Annotated in this window: 14 protein-coding genes; 3 read left to right on the forward strand and 11 right to left on the reverse strand. The window is 72.1% G+C overall.

The window, feature by feature from the left end:
• Nucleotides 1–78: 78 nt before the first annotated feature.
• Nucleotides 79–960: an NAD(P)H-binding protein gene (locus AB0F62_RS05195; RefSeq protein WP_361792334.1), complete on the reverse strand. Its 882-nt coding sequence runs from the start codon at nt 958–960 to the stop codon at nt 79–81.
• Nucleotides 961–1,155: 195 nt separating this feature from the next.
• Between AB0F62_RS05195 and AB0F62_RS05200 the strand changes: the two genes are divergently transcribed.
• Nucleotides 1,156–3,399: a SpoIIE family protein phosphatase gene (locus tag AB0F62_RS05200; protein WP_361792336.1), complete on the forward strand. Its 2,244-nt coding sequence runs from the start codon at nt 1,156–1,158 to the stop codon at nt 3,397–3,399.
• Between the two features lie 19 nt (nt 3,400–3,418).
• On the opposite strand, the gene AB0F62_RS05205 is transcribed toward AB0F62_RS05200, so the two are convergent.
• Genes AB0F62_RS05205 through nthB form a run of 3 tightly spaced genes read right to left on the reverse strand, consistent with a single transcriptional unit; the run spans nt 3,419 to nt 5,039 of the window.
• Nucleotides 3,419–3,781: a nitrile hydratase accessory protein gene (locus tag AB0F62_RS05205; RefSeq protein ID WP_361792338.1), complete on the reverse strand. Its 363-nt coding sequence runs from the start codon at nt 3,779–3,781 to the stop codon at nt 3,419–3,421.
• Nucleotides 3,778–4,377 (reverse strand): nitrile hydratase subunit alpha, encoded by a 600-nt coding sequence (gene nthA / locus AB0F62_RS05210; protein WP_361792340.1) that lies wholly within the window; start codon nt 4,375–4,377, stop codon nt 3,778–3,780. The genes AB0F62_RS05205 and nthA overlap by 4 nt, the downstream gene beginning before the upstream one ends.
• Nucleotides 4,374–5,039: a nitrile hydratase subunit beta gene (nthB, locus tag AB0F62_RS05215; protein WP_361792342.1), complete on the reverse strand. Its 666-nt coding sequence runs from the start codon at nt 5,037–5,039 to the stop codon at nt 4,374–4,376. Before nthB ends, nthA begins: the two co-directional genes overlap by 4 nt.
• Before the next feature lie 264 nt (nt 5,040–5,303).
• Between nthB and AB0F62_RS05220 the strand changes: the two genes are divergently transcribed.
• Both AB0F62_RS05220 and AB0F62_RS05225 read left to right on the forward strand, forming a co-directional pair.
• Nucleotides 5,304–6,491 carry a CE1758 family FMN-dependent luciferase-like monooxygenase gene (locus AB0F62_RS05220; RefSeq protein ID WP_361792344.1) on the forward strand — a complete coding sequence of 396 codons (1,188 nt, stop codon included), beginning with the start codon at nt 5,304–5,306 and terminating at the stop codon, nt 6,489–6,491.
• Nucleotides 6,492–6,494: 3 nt separating this feature from the next.
• On the forward strand, nt 6,495–7,226 hold the full coding sequence (locus tag AB0F62_RS05225; RefSeq protein ID WP_361792345.1) for a CE1759 family FMN reductase: 732 nt from the start codon (nt 6,495–6,497) through the stop codon (nt 7,224–7,226).
• A gap of 229 nt (nt 7,227–7,455) precedes the next feature.
• On the opposite strand, the gene AB0F62_RS05230 is transcribed toward AB0F62_RS05225, so the two are convergent.
• From AB0F62_RS05230 to tal, 7 genes are all read right to left on the reverse strand, one after another.
• On the reverse strand, nt 7,456–8,769 hold the full coding sequence (locus AB0F62_RS05230) for an MFS transporter (protein ID WP_361792347.1): 1,314 nt from the start codon (nt 8,767–8,769) through the stop codon (nt 7,456–7,458).
• Nucleotides 8,770–8,814: 45 nt separating this feature from the next.
• Nucleotides 8,815–9,492: a histidine phosphatase family protein gene (locus AB0F62_RS05235; protein WP_361792349.1), complete on the reverse strand. Its 678-nt coding sequence runs from the start codon at nt 9,490–9,492 to the stop codon at nt 8,815–8,817.
• 138 nt (nt 9,493–9,630) lie between these two features.
• A complete protein-coding gene (gnd, locus tag AB0F62_RS05240; RefSeq protein WP_361792351.1) occupies nt 9,631–10,518 on the reverse strand; it encodes a phosphogluconate dehydrogenase (NAD(+)-dependent, decarboxylating) in 888 nt (295 codons plus the stop codon).
• Between the two features lie 107 nt (nt 10,519–10,625).
• On the reverse strand, nt 10,626–12,275 hold the full coding sequence (pgi, locus tag AB0F62_RS05245; protein WP_361792353.1) for a glucose-6-phosphate isomerase: 1,650 nt from the start codon (nt 12,273–12,275) through the stop codon (nt 10,626–10,628).
• Entirely contained in the window at nt 12,268–13,287 is a 1,020-nt protein-coding gene (gene opcA / locus AB0F62_RS05250; protein WP_361792355.1) for a glucose-6-phosphate dehydrogenase assembly protein OpcA, read from the reverse strand. Before opcA ends, pgi begins: the two co-directional genes overlap by 8 nt.
• On the reverse strand, nt 13,284–14,834 hold the full coding sequence (gene zwf / locus AB0F62_RS05255) for a glucose-6-phosphate dehydrogenase (RefSeq protein ID WP_361792357.1): 1,551 nt from the start codon (nt 14,832–14,834) through the stop codon (nt 13,284–13,286). Before zwf ends, opcA begins: the two co-directional genes overlap by 4 nt.
• Nucleotides 14,831–15,979, reverse strand: a complete 1,149-nt coding sequence (gene tal, locus AB0F62_RS05260) for a transaldolase (protein ID WP_361792359.1) — start codon at nt 15,977–15,979, stop codon at nt 14,831–14,833. The genes zwf and tal overlap by 4 nt, the downstream gene beginning before the upstream one ends.
• Nucleotide 15,980: the final 1 nt, after the last annotated feature.

Genomic DNA, 15,980 nt, shown 5'->3' on the forward strand with positions numbered 1-15,980 from the left:
ACCGACGTCCGGCCCCGCCCTCCGCTCCCCACTCCCCGCGCCCCCGCCTTGCTCCCGACCGCCCCGGCACGCGACGGCTCACCCCAGATAGAAGTCCCTGCGAACGGCCACGAAGTCCTCGACGGTGCCGGCGGGCACGCCCGTGACGCGCTCGACGTCGGCCGACGCCCGGTCGTAGCGGTTCTCCTGGTGCAGGCGTCCCATCGTGGCGATGTGCGCCTCGATGTGCGGCGGCAGCCCGGCCTGGGCGAGCACCTCCGCACGCCACCGGTCCAGCGGCACGTCCACATAGGACACCTCGCGCCCCAGCGCCCGCGAGAACTCTTCGGCCATCTCCACCATGTCGACGGTGCGCGGCCCGGTCAGTTCGTAGACGCTCCCGATGTGCGGAGCGGGGTCGCGGAGCACTGTGGCGACCACCCTGGCGACGTCCGCCACGGCCACCGGCGAGGTGCGCCCCTTGCCGAACGGCAGCTCGATCGTCCCCCTCTCCCGGATGGACCGCGCCGCCAGGGCGGTGAACAGCGGGTTGTCCAGGAAGGACGTCGGGCGGATGTGAACCACGGGCAGACCCGACCAGTTGAGCACCTGCTCCGCCAGCCAGTGCAGCCGCTGCTGGTGCGACTCCCCGGTGCTGGTCGCGGTCATCTGCGACACCGTCATCTGCGACATGCCCACCAGGGCGTCCAACCGCCCGTACTCCCGCGCCACGGAGGCCACCGTGGTCGCCGCGAGGAGATGGTCCGGCGACACGGGCATGGCGAAGTACATGCGGCTGACACCCTCCAGTGCGGCCGCCACGGTCTCGGGCCGGGTCAGGTCGCCGAGGACGACCTCCGCGCCGAGGGCGCGCAACGCGTCCGCCCGCTCGTCGTCGCGACGCACCATCGCCCGCACCGGGACGTCCTGGGCCCGCAGGTGCTCGAGGGCCGCGCGGCCCACACCGCCGACCCCGGTCATGAGAACAAGATTGCCGGCAACCATAGGTCGCTCCCTTCCTGGCTGACTGGATTTCCGAGCGCGACCACACCTTCGGGGGACCCGGCTCGCATATTTACGAGCATATGCTCCTATCTCGGGAGGGGCAAGGGTCGGACCGCACACCTGAGCGAACGGCCCTCCGCGCACCTATACTCGCCACGAGGGAGCCGTTCGATGACGAGCAGCAGCGCAGTCGGAGAGCACCCCCGCGGAGGCGGGTCCGCACGGATCGAGGGCACCGGTCTCGCGGAGGTCCTGCACGGCGCCGTCCGCGAGGCGCTGTACCGGCTGGACAGCGTCGCTGCGGCGGTCTACCTGCTGGACGAGGAACACGAGGCACTCCGGGTCGCGATGATCGCGGGCAGCCCGCCCTCGATGTTCACGCTGCCGTACCGATTCGCCTTGGACGCGCCCTATGCCTCCGCCCGCGCCCTGGCCTCGGGGAAGGTGGCGGCACTGACCGATCCGGACCCCGCCACGGCGGGGCGGCCGTATGTACTGCCCTATCCCTACGCGGCCCTCGCGGCCCCCGTCATCGCGGGTCGCCACCGCTTCGGCTCGCTCACCGTCCTGCAACTGGAGACGCAGGGCGGCTTCCGGAGCACGGACCGTGCGGCGCTGCGGGAGATCGGGGAGGAGCTGGCCACCGCCCTCGTCAGGCTCACCGACAGCGGTGTCCCCATCGAAGCCGGTCCCGCGCCGACGCTCATTCCGGTGTTCCACACGAGCGTCGGCACGCCGGGCTGGGGATCGCCGGACGTCCCCGGCTCGGCCGGCACCAGCTTGATGTACCCGCTGCGCAATTTCGCCGACCTGCTGAACCAGTCCACGACCATGGAGCACATCGTCGCGGCCTCCCGCCACTGCCTCATGTCCCCGTTCCGTGCCCGGGCGCTGATGCTGGTCTCGGCGAGCGAGGGCCGCCTGTGGGTCCTGGGGCACAGCGGATCCACCTCCGGCCTGGTCCGTACCGTTCACGGCGTCAGGCTGGACGCCCACACCCCGGCGGCCGAGGCGATCCGGGGGCGCCCGTTGTTCCTCTCCGACGGCCCGACCGCGGATGCCGAATCCGACCGGCCCGACGGCGAGACCGGCGCTCAGGCCTATCTGCCGCTCATCGGGTCCAGGCACGTCATGAGCCCGCCGCTCACCCAGACCTCACAGGTCGTCGGCGTATGCTGCCTGGCTTTCGAAGGGTCGCGCGACTTCCCGCCCGAAGAACGGGCCGTGATGGGCATGATGGCGGGCCTGCTGGGCACGGCGGTGGAGCGTGTCGAACTGAGCACACGGCAACGCGAGGTCGCCGAGCACCTGCAGCGACGGCTCCTGCCGACCACCCTTTCCGAGCTGCCCCGGCTCACCACCACCGCGCGGTACCGGCCCGCCACGGTCACCTTCAAGGTGGGCGGCGACTGGTACGACGTGATCAAAGTGCCGGGGCATCGCACGGTGCTGGTCGTCGGCGACGTGGAAGGCCACGACCTGGACAGCGCCGCCGTCATGGGTCAGGTGCGCACCGCCCTGGTCTCCTACGCCACCGAGGGCCACCGGCCCGCCGCGGTGATCGACCGCACGGGCGGGCTGCTCGCCGCGCTCGGTACGGACCGGCTCGTGACCTGTTGCGTCGTGGCCCTGGACACCTGTGACGGCACGGCCGAGGTGGCCCTGGCCGGCCACCCCGAACCGTTGGCCCGCAAGCCCGACGGGAGCGTCGCGACCCTGCACGCGCCCGCCAACCTCCCGCTGGGCATCACCGCACGGCACGCCTACCGGGCCTGTGAGCACACCCTCCCGCCGGGGTCCGTCCTGATGCTGTACACCAACGGACTGACCGACTGGAGCGTCCGAGATCCGGGGACCCATGTGCGAGCGGCGCTGGGCGTGGCGAGCCGGGAGGCCGGGAGCGACCTCGAGGAGCTGGCCGACCAGCTCATCGCCGAGGCCTCCGGCCCGGAGGAGCGCCGCGACGACGCGGTGCTGCTCCTGGCCCGGTACGAAGGCGCCGTCGGCGCGGACGTACCGCGGACCGCCAGCCTGCAGGTCCAGCGCCGGGACCTGCACGGGGTCAAGGAGGCCCGCTGTTTCGTGGACGACCACCTGCGCTCCTGGGCGCTGACCCGGATGTCGGACACCCTCCAGCTCATCGTCTCCGAGATCGTGACCAACGCCCTCATCCACGCGGGCAGCGACGTCGACGTCCGCCTGCGGGCGTACGCCGACCGCATCCGGCTGGAAGTACGGGACTCCGACACCAATCCGCCGGTCCCCTCGCCGCTGGCCCTGGACGAGGAGGAGAACGCCGAAGCCGAGCACGGCCGGGGCCTGCTCATCGTGGAGGCCCTGGCCGGGGCGTGGAACACCTCCCCCAACGGCCGCGGCAAGACCGTGTCGCTGGACCTGCCCATCCCGGACCGCTGAGCCCCGCCCGCTCCCGCCCTCAGTGCGCGTGACCGTGGTCGCCGTCGTCACCGTGGTCATGGCCCGGGTGGCGACCGGCCAGGGTCCGGGTACGTGCGGTGACCTCCCGCTCGGACACCGCGCCGTGTTCGGCGAGTACGTCCTCCAGGGCGGCCAGCCACTGCCGGTAGTAGTTCCAGGGCCCGTCCCGCCCCGGCGGGTTCTCCCAGGCGGCGATGCGGGCGATCAACGCGGCCTGGAACCGGGGCCAGGTGAACGCACCCGCTTCGTGGAGGCTGACGGCCATGCCGAAGGCACGGCTCTCCCAGGGTTCGGCGAACACCAGCTCGCCGTTGGAACGGGGCGGCGCGGCCGGCCCTTCGATGTCCAGCGGCGCCGTCATGGTGCCGCCACCTTCGCCACGCCGACCATCGCGTCCCGGGTCACCAGTGGCACGAGTTCCTCCTCCGGCAGGTGCTCGGTACCGGCGGGGCGTTCGGGGAGCACCAGCCAGCGCACTTCGCTGGTGGAGTCGCGGACGGTGATCCGCACGTCGTCGGCGAGCTCGAGTCCCATCTCGGACAGCACCCGGCGCGGCTCCCTGACCATGCGCGCACGGTAGGCGGGGTCCTTGTACCAGCTCGGCGGGAGGCCGAGCACCGGCCACGGATAACACGAGCACAGGGTGCAGACCACCACGTTGTGGACGGTCGGCGTGTTCTCCACGACGACGATGTGCTCGCCCTGCCGCCCAGAGAAGCCCAGTTCCGCGATGGCGGCGGTGCCGTCCCGGAGCAGCCGCTGCCGGTACCGAGGGTCGGTCCAGGCCCTCGCGACGACCTTGGCGCCGTTGAGCGGGCCCACGTGGGTCTCGTAGGTGGCGATGATCCCGTCCAGCACGTCCGGGTCGATCAGGCCGCGCTCGGTGAGCAGTTGCTCGAGCGCCTCGGTGCGCAGGGCCGCGGGGAGGCGGTCGTGCGATCCGCCGGTGGAGGTCATGAGGGTGTCTCCAGATAGCTCTCGAACAGCTCCGCGGTGACGGAGAAGGGCTCGGCGCCTTCGCCCCACAGTTCGCGGGAGTCGAACCGCACCGAGTAGACGTGCTGCGGGTTCTCGCCCAGGAAGTGCGCGTGGGTGTCGGGCAGGACCGCGGCGGGCTGGAGGAGGTCGACGACGCCGGTGTGCCCGCGCAGGTAGCGCGGGAGCCGGGTGTGCCCGGGCGGCGAGAAGTCCCTGGCGCGCACGCGGTCGCCGGCGGCGAAGGCCGGCGGGGTGTCGACGGTGCGCAGCGATCCCTCGGCGGTCGGCGTGTGGTCCGGCCGGGCGGGTTCGGGGGCCGGGGGTTCCTCGACGCGCTCGCCGCGCAGGTTGCGGGCGCGGGCCTCGACGGCGGACGGCGCCAGGACGGCACTCTCGGTGAGCATCAGCTCCGCGGCGTTCAGCCAGCGGCCGAAGTAGCCCTCGTCCAGGTACGCGGCGCGGTCCAGGCGCTCCTGCGCGTGCCGGAAGCCGTCCACGGTGTACCCCGACACCCGGGTGGAGAGGATCGCCAGCGCGAACGCCCGGCCCTGCCAGGGCTCCTCGAAGACCGGTTCGCCCGCTCTCGGCGGACGTACGGGGCCCCAGCCCGGTGTGCCCCCCATGTCGGCGATGCCCTCCACGGCGCGACCTCTCTGTGCCTGCGACAACCGGCACACAAGCTTGGCCTCCCAGCGGCGCGCGGCCCGGGCGACACGGCCCGAACGGCCCCGATGTCCATCCGATGAGGTATCCCGGAGAGATTTATTGCAACGTCAAGCAAATACCTTAGGATGGGGCGACCCACTCCGGGCACCGCGTCGCGCGGTACACACCAGCGGGTTCCCGGCGCGCCCGTGCTGCGACGGCGCGACGCGCCGGCCCCACACCAGGAAAGGCGGATCATCGTGCAGTTCGGGATTTTCGGGGTCGGGGACGTCACACGTGACCCGGTGACCGGTCGTACGCCGAGTGAGGCGGAGCGGATCCAGGGGGTGGTGCGGCTCGCGAAGCGGGCGGAGGAAGTGGGCCTGGACGTGTTCGCGATCGGGGAGCACCACAACCCGCCCTTCATCCCCTCCTCGCCGACGACGATCCTGGGGCACATCGCCGCCATGACCGAGCGGATCGTGCTCAGCACGTCGGTGACGCTGATCACGACCAATGACCCGGTGCGCATCGCGGAGGAGTACGCGATGCTGCAGCACCTGGCCGGGGGCCGGGTCGACCTGGTGCTGGGCCGCGGCAACACCGTGCCGGTCTACCCGTGGTTCGGGCAGGACATCCGGCGGGGGCTGGAGCTGGCGCTGGAGAACTACAACCTGCTGCACCGCCTGTGGCGCGAGGACGTGGTGGACTGGGACGGCAACTTCCGTTCCGCGCTTCAGGGGTTCACCTCCACGCCGCGCCCGCTGGACGGAGTCCCGCCGTTCGTGTGGCACGGGTCGATCCGCACCCCGGAGATCGCCGAGCAGGCCGCCTACTACGGCAACGGCTTCTTCGCCAACAACATCCTCGCCCCGTACGGCCATTTCGAGCGGCTGGTGGACCTCTACCGGCAGCGCTACGCCCACCACGGGCACGGCACCCCGGAACAGGCGATCGTGGGGCTGGGCGGCCAGGTCCACATCGCCAGGCGGTCGCAGGACGCGGTGGCCGCGTTCCGTCCCTACTTCAACGGCTTCCCGATGTTCAGCGGGCAGTCGCTGGAGGAGTACATGAAGCTCACCCCGCTGTCGGTGGGCAGCCCGCAGGAGATCATCGACAAGACCATGGACTTCCGGGAGCGCTTCGGCGACTACCAGCGCCAGTTGTGGAACGTGGACGGCATGGGCCTGCCCATCGAGGCCGCACTGGAGCAGGTCGAACTGCTGGGCACCGAGGTGGTGCCGGTGCTGCGCAAGGAGATGGCCGCCGTGCGCGCGCCGGGCGTGCCGCAGGCACCCACGCACGCCGCGCGGGTGAAGGCGACGTACGGCGACGCGCAGCCGCGCCGGCCGCGGCCGAACCCCAACCGCGGGGACAACGTCACCGGCGCCTCGCCCTACCAGGACAGCGACCCCGCCGTCGCCACCCGCTACCCCGCGATCGGCTGAACCGTGACGCACTCCCCCACCCGCGCCCCCGCCGGGGGCCCGCTCAACCTGGTCGTGGTCAACGCCGGCGTCAGCGACCCCTCCTCCACCCGGCTGCTGGCCGACCGCATCGCCCACAAGGCCGTCGCCGCGCTGCGCGAACTCGACCGGGAGACCACGACCCGCGTCGTCGAGCTCGGCCCGCTCGCCGTCGAGATCGCCCGCGCGATCGTCTCCGGGCACCCCGGCGAACCCCTGCGGTCGGCGATCGCCGACCTGGCCGCCGCCGACGGCGTCATCACCGCGACCCCCGTCTACACCGCGGGCATGAGCGGCCTGTTCAAGTCGTTCTTCGACGTCGTGGACAGCGACCTGATCGTCGCGACCCCCGTCCTGGTCGCCGCCACCGCGGGCAGCCCCCGGCACGCGCTGGCCGTCGAGGACCAGGTGCGGCCCATGTTCGCCTACCTGCGCGCCCTGACCCTCCCCACCTCCGTCTTCGCGGCGCCCGACGACTGGGGCACACCCGCGCTGGGCGACCGCATCACCCGCGCGACCACCGAACTCGCCGCCCTCATGGCCGGCGGCATCGGCCGCACGATCGCCGACCGCGCGTGGTCCGGCTACCAGCACCACTTCGACGGCAACGCCACGCGGGCCGAACGCACCGCCGCCGATGTCGACTTCGGCACCCCCCTCATGCGCCTCGCCGCGGGCGGCGCCCCCCTGGGGAGAAGCGACACGCCCGGCACCTGAGCGGCCGCCGTCCCGGACGCCGCCCCTCACCGCCCGGCCGGGGGCCGAGGGGCGTCTCCGGCCCGCGGCGCCCGGGAGTTCCCCCACCTCGGGACGCCCCGCGCCGCGGGAACTCCCGGGCGCCGCACAGTCGCGAGCGCACGCTTCCGCGAACCCCGGACGACCGGGGCGCCGAGGTGTCCGTATCGCCGTACCGCCGTACCGCCTTGCCGCCGTGCCGTACGGGGATTCAGCCTCCGAGAACCCGCGGCGACTGGTCGGCGTCGAGCAGCAGGGCCTCGCTCCGCCGACCAGGTGTGGCGCAGCCGGTGTCCTTGCCCGTGGAACGGCTTCGCTCCGCCCACGCGGCCACCGGCGGGCCCGCCGCGCCCAGCGTCGCGAGGAACACGCCGAGCAGCAGCCAGCCCGTGTGTCCGAGCCCGAGGACCGCTCCCGTGAGGATGACCGGGGCCAGGGCCTGTCCGGCGTCGAAGCCGATGCCGAAGAGGCCCTGGTACTGCCCCTGGGCGTGGTCGGGGGCGAGCCCGAAGCCGAGCGCGAAGCCGGCCGAGGACTCCCATACCTCTCCGAGACTGTGCACGCAGACGGCGAGGACGGCGAGCCCTGGCGCGATCCATGCCGGAACGTCCGCCGTCAGGGCCATCAAGGGGCAGCTGACCAGGAAGAGCAGCCCGGCGAGGCGGAACGCCCGGCCTCCCTGACGCGGAGTCTCCACCCGGGAGCCGATCCTGCTCTGGAGCAGCACGCACACTCCGCTGTTGACCGCGTAGACCGCCGCCACGGTCCAGCGGGGCGCGTCGGTGTGAGCGGAGAGCCAGATCGGCAGCAGCAGGGAGACGGTCTGATACTGCAGGCCCATGGCGCCGTAGAGCGCGACGAAGGACACGTACGGCCGGTCGGCCAGGACGGCCCAGCCGCGGTGCCCCTTGGGCCGGGGCAGGGGCCGGTAGTTCGGGAGGCCGATCAGGGCGATCAGGCCGGCGCAGGCGAAGCTGGCGGCGTTGGCAAGGATGAGCGCGGTGTACGCCGAGCGGGTGTCGACCGAGACGGCGAAGGCGGCGCCGAGGGTGCCCAGGACCACGCCGAGGTTGACGAACGTGCGGAGTCTCGCCCTGAACGCGGCCGGGCGCTCACCGCCGGCGCGGGCGACGAGCGCACCGCCCGCGGCGCCGCTCGCCGTTGCCGCCAGCCGGTCCAGGGTGGCGATGAGCGTGAACGTGACCCAGTCGTGGATGAGGACGAAGGCGGCCATCGTCGCGGCCTGCGTCGCCACGCTCGTCAGCCAGACCGTGCGCGGCCCGTACCGGTCGGCGAGATTCCCCGCCGGGATCCCGGCCAGCAGACCGGTCAGCCCGGCGATCGTCAGGCCGACACCGACCTGGGCGGCGGGCAGGTGCACGACCAGCGTGAAGTAGAGCACCGCGGCGGAGTTGAACAGCCCGTTGCCCACCCGGCTGACGAAGCTCGAGATGATCAGAGCGCGCTGCGGGCCGTTCGGCGCCGGCGAGCCGGACGTCCGCTGCCTGGAGCCCCTCCCGATCATGCCGAGCAGGCTAGCAGCGCCCCTTCCGGGACCCGCGGGCCCGTCTCACCTTCCCCGGGAGTCGTGCGCGGGGTGCCGCTGCCGGGGGATGCCGCCGGGAACGGGTGCGGCGGTACCGGCCGGTGAGGTCCCGGTCGCGTTCCACGCCTTGATGACGGCGCGGCCGTGTTCCGTGCCGAGCCGGCTGACCGTACCGGTGTCCAGGGCGAACAGGGAACCGGCGGAGGGCGGCAGGCCCAGCCGGCGGGCCGTGAGGACGCGGAGGATGTGCCCGTGGGCCACGAGGAGCACGTCACCGGCGGCGGGGTCGCGCAGCATCGGTTCGATGCGCGCGAGCACGCGATCGGCGCGGTCGCCGACGTCCCGGGGGCCCTCCCCCGGATGGTCCGCGGAGCCGGGAGCGACGCCGTCGGTCCACAGGTTCCACGTCGGCCGGGTGCGGTGGATCTGCGCGGTGGTGACGCCCTCGTACCCTCCGTACTCCCATTCACGCAGGTCTTGATCTATCTCGGCACCGGTCACCCCGGCGAGCTCGGCCGTGCGTACGGCGCGGCGCAGCGGGCTCGTCAGGACGAGGGAGAGGTCGTGTCCGGCGAGCAGGGGGGCGACGCGAGCGGCCTCCCTCTCGCCGTGTGCCGTGAGCGGCAGATCGGTGTGGCTGGTGTGCTGTCGGGACAGGGTCCACGCGGTTTCGCCGTGGCGGAGCAGGAGCAGATCACCCATGGTCGTTCATCCACTTTCGGCAACGAGGGGGGAGGGTGGAGCGGTCCGGGAGGGTGGGAGGGAGGGAGCGGTGCCCGGGACGGTGACGGCGCCGGCCGGCGGATCTCCGGCCGGCGCCGTCCCGGGCGCGGGTGGTGGTCAGGCCCGGTCGTCCGAGGAGGCGACGGCGTGGCCGCCGAACTGGTTGCGGAGCGCGGCGATCATCTTCATCTGCGCGGAGTCGTCCTGGCGGGACGCGAAGCGGGCGAAGAGCGAGGCGGTGATCGCGGGGAGCGGCACGGCGTTGTCGATGGCCGCCTCGACGGTCCAGCGGCCCTCGCCGGAGTCCTCGGCGTAGCCCTTGAGCTTGTCCAGGTGCTCGTCCTCGTCGAGGGCGTTGACCGCGAGGTCCAGCAGCCAGGAGCGGATGACCGTGCCCTCCTGCCAGGAGCGGAAGACCTCGCGCACGTCGGTGACCGAGTCGACCTTCTCCAGCAGCTCCCAGCCCTCGGCGTAGGCCTGCATCATGGCGTACTCGATGCCGTTGTGGACCATCTTCGCGAAGTGGCCGGCGCCGACCCTGCCCGCGTGGACGAAGCCGTGGGCTCCTTCGGGCTTGAGGGCGTCGAAGACCGGCCGGACCTTCGCAACGTGGTCGGCCTCGCCGCCGACCATGAGGGCGTAGCCGTTCTGCAGGCCCCAGACGCCGCCGGAGACCCCGGCGTCGACGAAGCCGATGCCCTTGGCCGCGAGCTCCTCGGCGTGCTTCTCGTCGTCCGTCCAGCGGGAGTTGCCGCCGTCGACAACGATGTCGCCCGGTTCGAGGAGGCCGCCGAGCTCGTCGATCACGGACTGGGTCGGGGCACCGGCCGGGACCATCACCCAGACCGTGCGCGGGGCGTCGAGCTTGTCGACCAGTTCGGTGAGGCTGCCGACGTCGGCGAGGTCGGGGTCGCGGTCGTAGCCGACGACGGTGTGGCCGGCGCGGCGGATCCGCTCGCGCATGTTGCCGCCCATCTTGCCGAGGCCGACGAGTCCGAGTTGCATGTACGTGTTCCTTGTCTGTGCGCGGGGTTGTGGTCGCCGGGCGCGGGATCGTTGCCGGCGGGCGGCGCTCACCCGGGGCCGGGCGGCGCCGCCGTGGTCTGCTCAGGTCAGTTGCCCCGCAGCGAGCGGTACGCCGCCACCAGTCCCGCGGTGGAGGGGTCGAGGCCGGCCACGTCGGCGTCGCCGGTCAGGGCCGGTTCTACCCGCTTGGCCAGGACCTTGCCGAGTTCGACGCCCCACTGGTCGAAGGAGTCGACGTTCCAGATCGCGCCCTGGACGAAGACCTTGTGCTCGTAGAGCGCGATGAGCTGCCCGAGGACCGAGGGGGTCAGTTCCGCGGCCAGCATCGTGGTGGTCGGGTGGTCGCCGCGGAAGGTGCGGTGGGACACCTGCTCCTCGGGCACCCCCTCGGCGCGCACCTCGTCGGCGGACTTGCCGAAGGCGAGCGCCTGTCCCTGGGCGAACAGGTTGGCCATGAGCGGGCCGTGTTGGGCCTTGAGTTCGTCGCTCAGCTCGTCGGCCGGTCGCGCGAAGCCGATGAGGTCGGCCGGGATCAGCTTCGTGCCCTGGTGGATCAGCTGGTAGTAGGCGTGCTGCCCGTTGGTGCCGGGAGTGCCCCACACGACGGGGCCGGTCTGCCACTCCACCGGATTCCCGTCGCGGTCCACCGACTTGCCGTTGGACTCCATGTCCAGTTGCTGCAGGTAGGCGGTGAACTTGGACAGGTAGTGGGAGTACGGGAGCACGGCGTGCGACTGCGCGTCGAGGAAGTTGCCGTACCAGACCCCGAGCAGGCCGAGGATCAGGGGCGCGTTGGCCTCGGCGGGTGCGGTGCGGAAGTGCTCGTCGACGGTCCGGAAGCCGTCCAGCATCTCCCGGAAACGCTCCGGACCGATCGCGATCATCAGGGACAGGCCGATCGCCGAGTCGAAGGAGTAGCGGCCGCCCACCCAGTCCCAGAACTCGAACATGTTGTCCGGGTCGATGCCGAACTCCGCGACCTTGCCGGCGTTGGTGGACAGGGCGACGAAGTGCCGGGCCACCGCCTTCTCCTCGCCGTCGAGACCGGCCAGCAGCCAGCCGCGCGCCGAGGTGGCGTTGGTGATGGTCTCGATGGTGGTGAAGGTCTTGGACGCGACGATGAACAGCGTCTCGGCCGGGTCCAGGTCCCGCAGGGCCTCGTGGAGGTCGGCTCCGTCGACGTTGGAGACGAAGCGGAACGTCAGCGAGCGGTCGGTGTGGGGACGCAGCGCCTCGTACGCCATGGCCGGACCGAGGTCGGAACCGCCGATGCCGATGTTGACGACGTTCCTGATCCGCTTGCCGGTGTGGCCGGTCCACTCACCGGAGCGGACCCGCTCGGCGACGGCGGACATCTTGTCCAGCACGGCGTGCACCTGCGGCACGACGTTCTCGCCGTCGACGTCGATCACCGCGTCCCGCGCGGCGCGCAGCGCGGTGTGCAGGACCGCCCTGCCCTCGGTGACGTTGATCTTATCGCCGCGGAACATGGCGTCGCGCAGTGCGAACACACCGGTGGCGGCGGCCAGGTCGCGCAGCAGGGCGAGGGTCTCGTCCGTGATCAGGTTCTTGGAGTAGTCGATGCGCAGGTCGCCGACCTCCACCGTGTACCGCTCCGCGCGCGCGGGGTCCGCGGCGAACAGCTCGCGCAGACGCAGTTCCGGCTGCGCGGCGGCACGGTGGTCCGCCAGCGCGGCCCACTGCGGGCGGTGGCTCGGTGCGGGTGTGTCAGGCATCGTGCTTCTCCTGGTTCCTCTGCTGGGGTGCCCGCCGCCGTGCCGGCGCGGGCGGAGCCGCCGCGGGGGACGCGGGCGGGGCCGCCGCCGCGGGGGGCGCGGTGATCCGGGCCCGGAGCGCCGCGGCGTACGCCTCGTCGGGATCGAGGCGGCGGAGCTCCTCGGCGATGAGCTCCGCGGTGGTGCGCACCTTCAGTGCGAGGGTGCGCGTGGGCTGTCCGGGGATGGACAGGCGCGCGACGGCGCCCTCCGGGCGGTCGATGAGGATGTCGCCGTCCGCGGTGCTCAGCCGCACCGCGGTGACGACGGGGCCGTCGGTGACGACGCGCTCGACCGGTACGCGCAGCCGGTCGGTGAACCAGCGCGCCAGCAGCTCGGCGCTGGGGTTGTCGGCCTCGCTCTCCACGACGGCCGACGTGACACGCGCGCGGGCCTGGTCGAGTGCGGCGGCGAGCATCGAGCGCCACGGCGTCGTCCGGGTCCAGGCGAGGTCGGTGTCGCCGGGGGCGTAGGCGGCCGCCCGGGCCGCCAGTTGTTCCAGCGGCCGCTCGACCGCGTAGGCGTCGGTGATCCGGCGCTGCGCCAGCGCGCCGAGCGGGTCGGCGGCGGGGTCGGCGGGGGCGTCGACCGGCCACCACACGACGACGGGGGCGTCGGGCAGCAGCAGCGGCAGGACCACGGAGTCGGCGTGCTCGGACACCTCACCGTGCAGTCTGAGCAGTACCGCCTCGCCGGATCCGGCGTCCGAGCCGACGCGGACCTCGGCGTCGGTACGCGAGGGCACGGGCCGCTGCGCGGTCCGGGCCGGACGCTTGATGACGACCAGGATGCGCGAGGGGTGCTCGTGCGAGGCCTGCTCGGCCGCCTTCAGGGAATCGTGGGCGTTCTCCTCGTCGGTGACGACGACCATCGTCAGCACCATGCCGACGGCGGGGCTCCCGATCGCCCGGCGGCCCTGCACCAGGGCCTTGTTGATGTGGCTTGCCGTGGTGTCGGTCAGGTCGATCTTCATGGCCTGCGCCAGCTCCGTCCGTCTCGTGCGAGCATCTCGTCCGCCGCCTTCGGACCCCATGTACCGGCGGTGTACTGCGCGGGCCTGCCGTGGCGGTCCCAGTACTCCTCGATCGGGTCGAGGATCTTCCAGGACTCCTCGACCTCCTGGTGCCGCGGGAAGAGGTTGGCGTCGCCGAGCAGCACGTCGAGGATCAGTCGCTCGTAGGCCTCCGGGCTGGACTCGGTGAAGGACTCGCCGTAGGCGAAGTCCATCGTCACGTCCCGGATCTCCATCGACGTCCCGGGCACCTTCGACCCGAAGCGCACGGTCACGCCCTCGTCCGGCTGGACGCGGATGACGATCGCGTTCTGGCCGAGCTCCTGCGTCGCCGCCGGATCGAACGGGGAGTGCGGGGCGCGCTGGAAGACGACCGCGATCTCGGTGACACGGCGGCCCAGCCGCTTGCCGGCCCGGAGGTAGAAGGGGACGCCCGCCCAGCGGCGGTTGTCGATCTCCAACTTGATCGCGGCATAGGTGTCGGTCTTGGACTTGGGGTCGATGCCGTCCTCCTCCAGGTAGCCGAGCACCTCCTCGCCGCCCTGCCAGCCGTGCGCGTACTGGCCGCGCACGGTGTGCCTGCCCAGGTCCGCCGGCAGCTTGACCGCCTGCAGCGCCTTCAGCTTCTCCCGCACCAGCGACTTGGCGTCGAAGGAGGCGGGCTCCTCCATCGCGGTCAGCGCGAGGAGTTGGAGGAGGTGGTTCTGGATGACGTCGCGCGCGGCGCCGATCCCGTCGTAGTAGCCCGCGCGCCCGCCGATGCCGATGTCCTCGGCCATGGTGATCTGCACGTGGTCGACGTAGGAGCGGTTCCACACGGGCTCGAACATCGTGTTGGCGAAGCGCAGCGCCAGAATGTTCTGGACCGTCTCCTTGCCCAGGTAGTGGTCGATCCGGAACACCTGCTCCGGGGCGAACACCTCGTGGACGATCGCGTTCAGCTCCTGGGCGCTGGCCAGGTCGTGGCCGAACGGCTTCTCGATGACGGCGCGCCGCCAGGAGCCCTCGGGGGCGTCGGCGAGCCCGTGCTTCTTCAGCTGCTGCACGACCTTGGGGAAGAACTTCGGCGGCACCGAGAGGTAGAAGGCGTAGTTGCCGCTCGTCCCCCGGGTGGCGTCCAGTTCGTCCACGGTGACGGCCAGTTGCTTGAACGCCACGTCGTCGTCGAAGTCGCCGGGGATGAAGCGCATGCCCTCGGCGAGCTGCTGCCAGACCTCCTCTCGGAAGGGGGTGCGTGCGTGCTCGCGTACCGAGTCGTGCACGACCTGGGCGAAGTCCTGGTCCGCCCAGTCGCGGCGGGCGAAGCCGACGAGCGAGAAGCCCGGCGGCAGCAGCCCGCGGTTGGCCAGGTCGTACACGGCCGGCATCAGCTTCTTGCGGGACAGGTCGCCCGTGACGCCGAAGATCACCAGGCCCGACGGGCCCGCGATGCGCGGCAGCCGCCGGTCGCCGGGGGCACGCAGGGGGTTGGACCACGGGATGGTGGGTGTGGTCTCGGACTTGCTCATCGCCCGTCGGCTCCCTTGTCGTTGAGTGCGGTTCCGATCGCTTCCAGCAGGTCGCCCCAGGCCGCCTCGAACTTCGCGACGCCCTCGTCCTCCAGCTGATTCACGACCTCCTCGTAGGAGATCCCCAGCCGTTCGACGGCCGCCAGGTCGGCGCGGGCCCGGTCGTATCCGCCGGTGACCGTGTCCCCTACGACGCGGCCGTGGTCGGCTGTGGCGTCGAGCGTCGCCTGGGGCATGGTGTTGACCGTTCCGGGCGCGACCAGCTCGTCGACGTAGAGGGTGTCCTTGTACGCGGGGTCCTTCACGCCCGTCGAGGCCCACAGCGGTCGCTGCTCGTGGGCGCCGGCCGCGGCGAGCGCGGACCATCCGTCGCCCGCGAAGACCTCCTGGTAGGCCTCGTAGGCGAGCCGGGCGTTGGCGAGTGCCGCCTTGCCCTTGAGGGCCCTGGCCTCGTCGGTGCCCAGCTTCTCCAGGCGCTTGTCGATCTCGGTGTCGACGCGGGAGACGAAGAACGAGGCGACGGAGTGCACGGTGGACAGGTCGATGCCGGCCGCCCGTGCCCTCTCCAGACCCGCCAGGTAGGCCGCCATGACCTCCCGGTAGCGCGTCAGCGAGAAGATCAGCGTGACGTTCACGCTGATGCCGAGGCCGATGACCTCCGTGATGGCGGGGAGCCCGGCCGGTGTGGCCGGGATCTTGATCATCACGTTGGGGCGGTCGACCAGCCAGGCGAGTTGCCTGGCCTCGGCGACGGTCGCCCTGGTGCGATGGGCCAGACGCGGGTCGACCTCGATCGACACCCGGCCGTCCCGGCCGCCGGTCGCCTCGTACACCGGACGCAGGATGTCGGCGGCGGCCCGGACGTCGGCGGCGGTCATCATGCGGACGGCTTCGTCCCGGGTGACCCCGCGCACGGCCAGCTCGGCGAGCTGCTCCCCGTAGTCCTCCCCCGAGCCGATGGCGGCCTGGAAGATCGACGGGTTCGTGGTGACGCCCACCACACGCCCCGAGGCGACGAGTTCGGCGAGGTCGCCGGAGGCGATCCTTCTGCGCGACAGGTCGTCCAGCCAGATCGAGACTCCCTCGGCGGCCAGGCGCTGCAACGGTTCCGCGGTTGCGGTTGCTTGTTCGTTCACTGTGATCATC

Source organism: Streptomyces sp. NPDC026673 (genome assembly GCF_040638135.1).
GTDB lineage: Bacteria > Actinomycetota > Actinomycetes > Streptomycetales > Streptomycetaceae > Actinacidiphila.

Coding starts and splice junctions, on each gene's coding strand:
- opcA (WP_361792355.1), bottom strand. CDS start 13,287: ATGAAGATCGACCTGACCGACACCACGGCAAGCCACATCAACAAGGCC.
- AB0F62_RS05195 (WP_361792334.1), bottom strand. CDS start 960: ATGACCGGGGTCGGCGGTGTGGGCCGCGCGGCCCTCGAGCACCTGCGG.
- AB0F62_RS05235 (WP_361792349.1), bottom strand. CDS start 9,492: ATGGGTGATCTGCTCCTGCTCCGCCACGGCGAAACCGCGTGGACCCTG.
- tal (WP_361792359.1), bottom strand. CDS start 15,979: ATGATCACAGTGAACGAACAAGCAACCGCAACCGCGGAACCGTTGCAG.
- zwf (WP_361792357.1), bottom strand. CDS start 14,834: ATGAGCAAGTCCGAGACCACACCCACCATCCCGTGGTCCAACCCCCTG.
- nthA (WP_361792340.1), bottom strand. CDS start 4,377: ATGACCTCCACCGGCGGATCGCACGACCGCCTCCCCGCGGCCCTGCGC.
- AB0F62_RS05200 (WP_361792336.1), top strand. CDS start 1,156: ATGACGAGCAGCAGCGCAGTCGGAGAGCACCCCCGCGGAGGCGGGTCC.
- pgi (WP_361792353.1), bottom strand. CDS start 12,275: ATGCCTGACACACCCGCACCGAGCCACCGCCCGCAGTGGGCCGCGCTG.
- gnd (WP_361792351.1), bottom strand. CDS start 10,518: ATGCAACTCGGACTCGTCGGCCTCGGCAAGATGGGCGGCAACATGCGC.
- AB0F62_RS05205 (WP_361792338.1), bottom strand. CDS start 3,781: ATGACGGCGCCGCTGGACATCGAAGGGCCGGCCGCGCCGCCCCGTTCC.
- AB0F62_RS05230 (WP_361792347.1), bottom strand. CDS start 8,769: ATGATCGGGAGGGGCTCCAGGCAGCGGACGTCCGGCTCGCCGGCGCCG.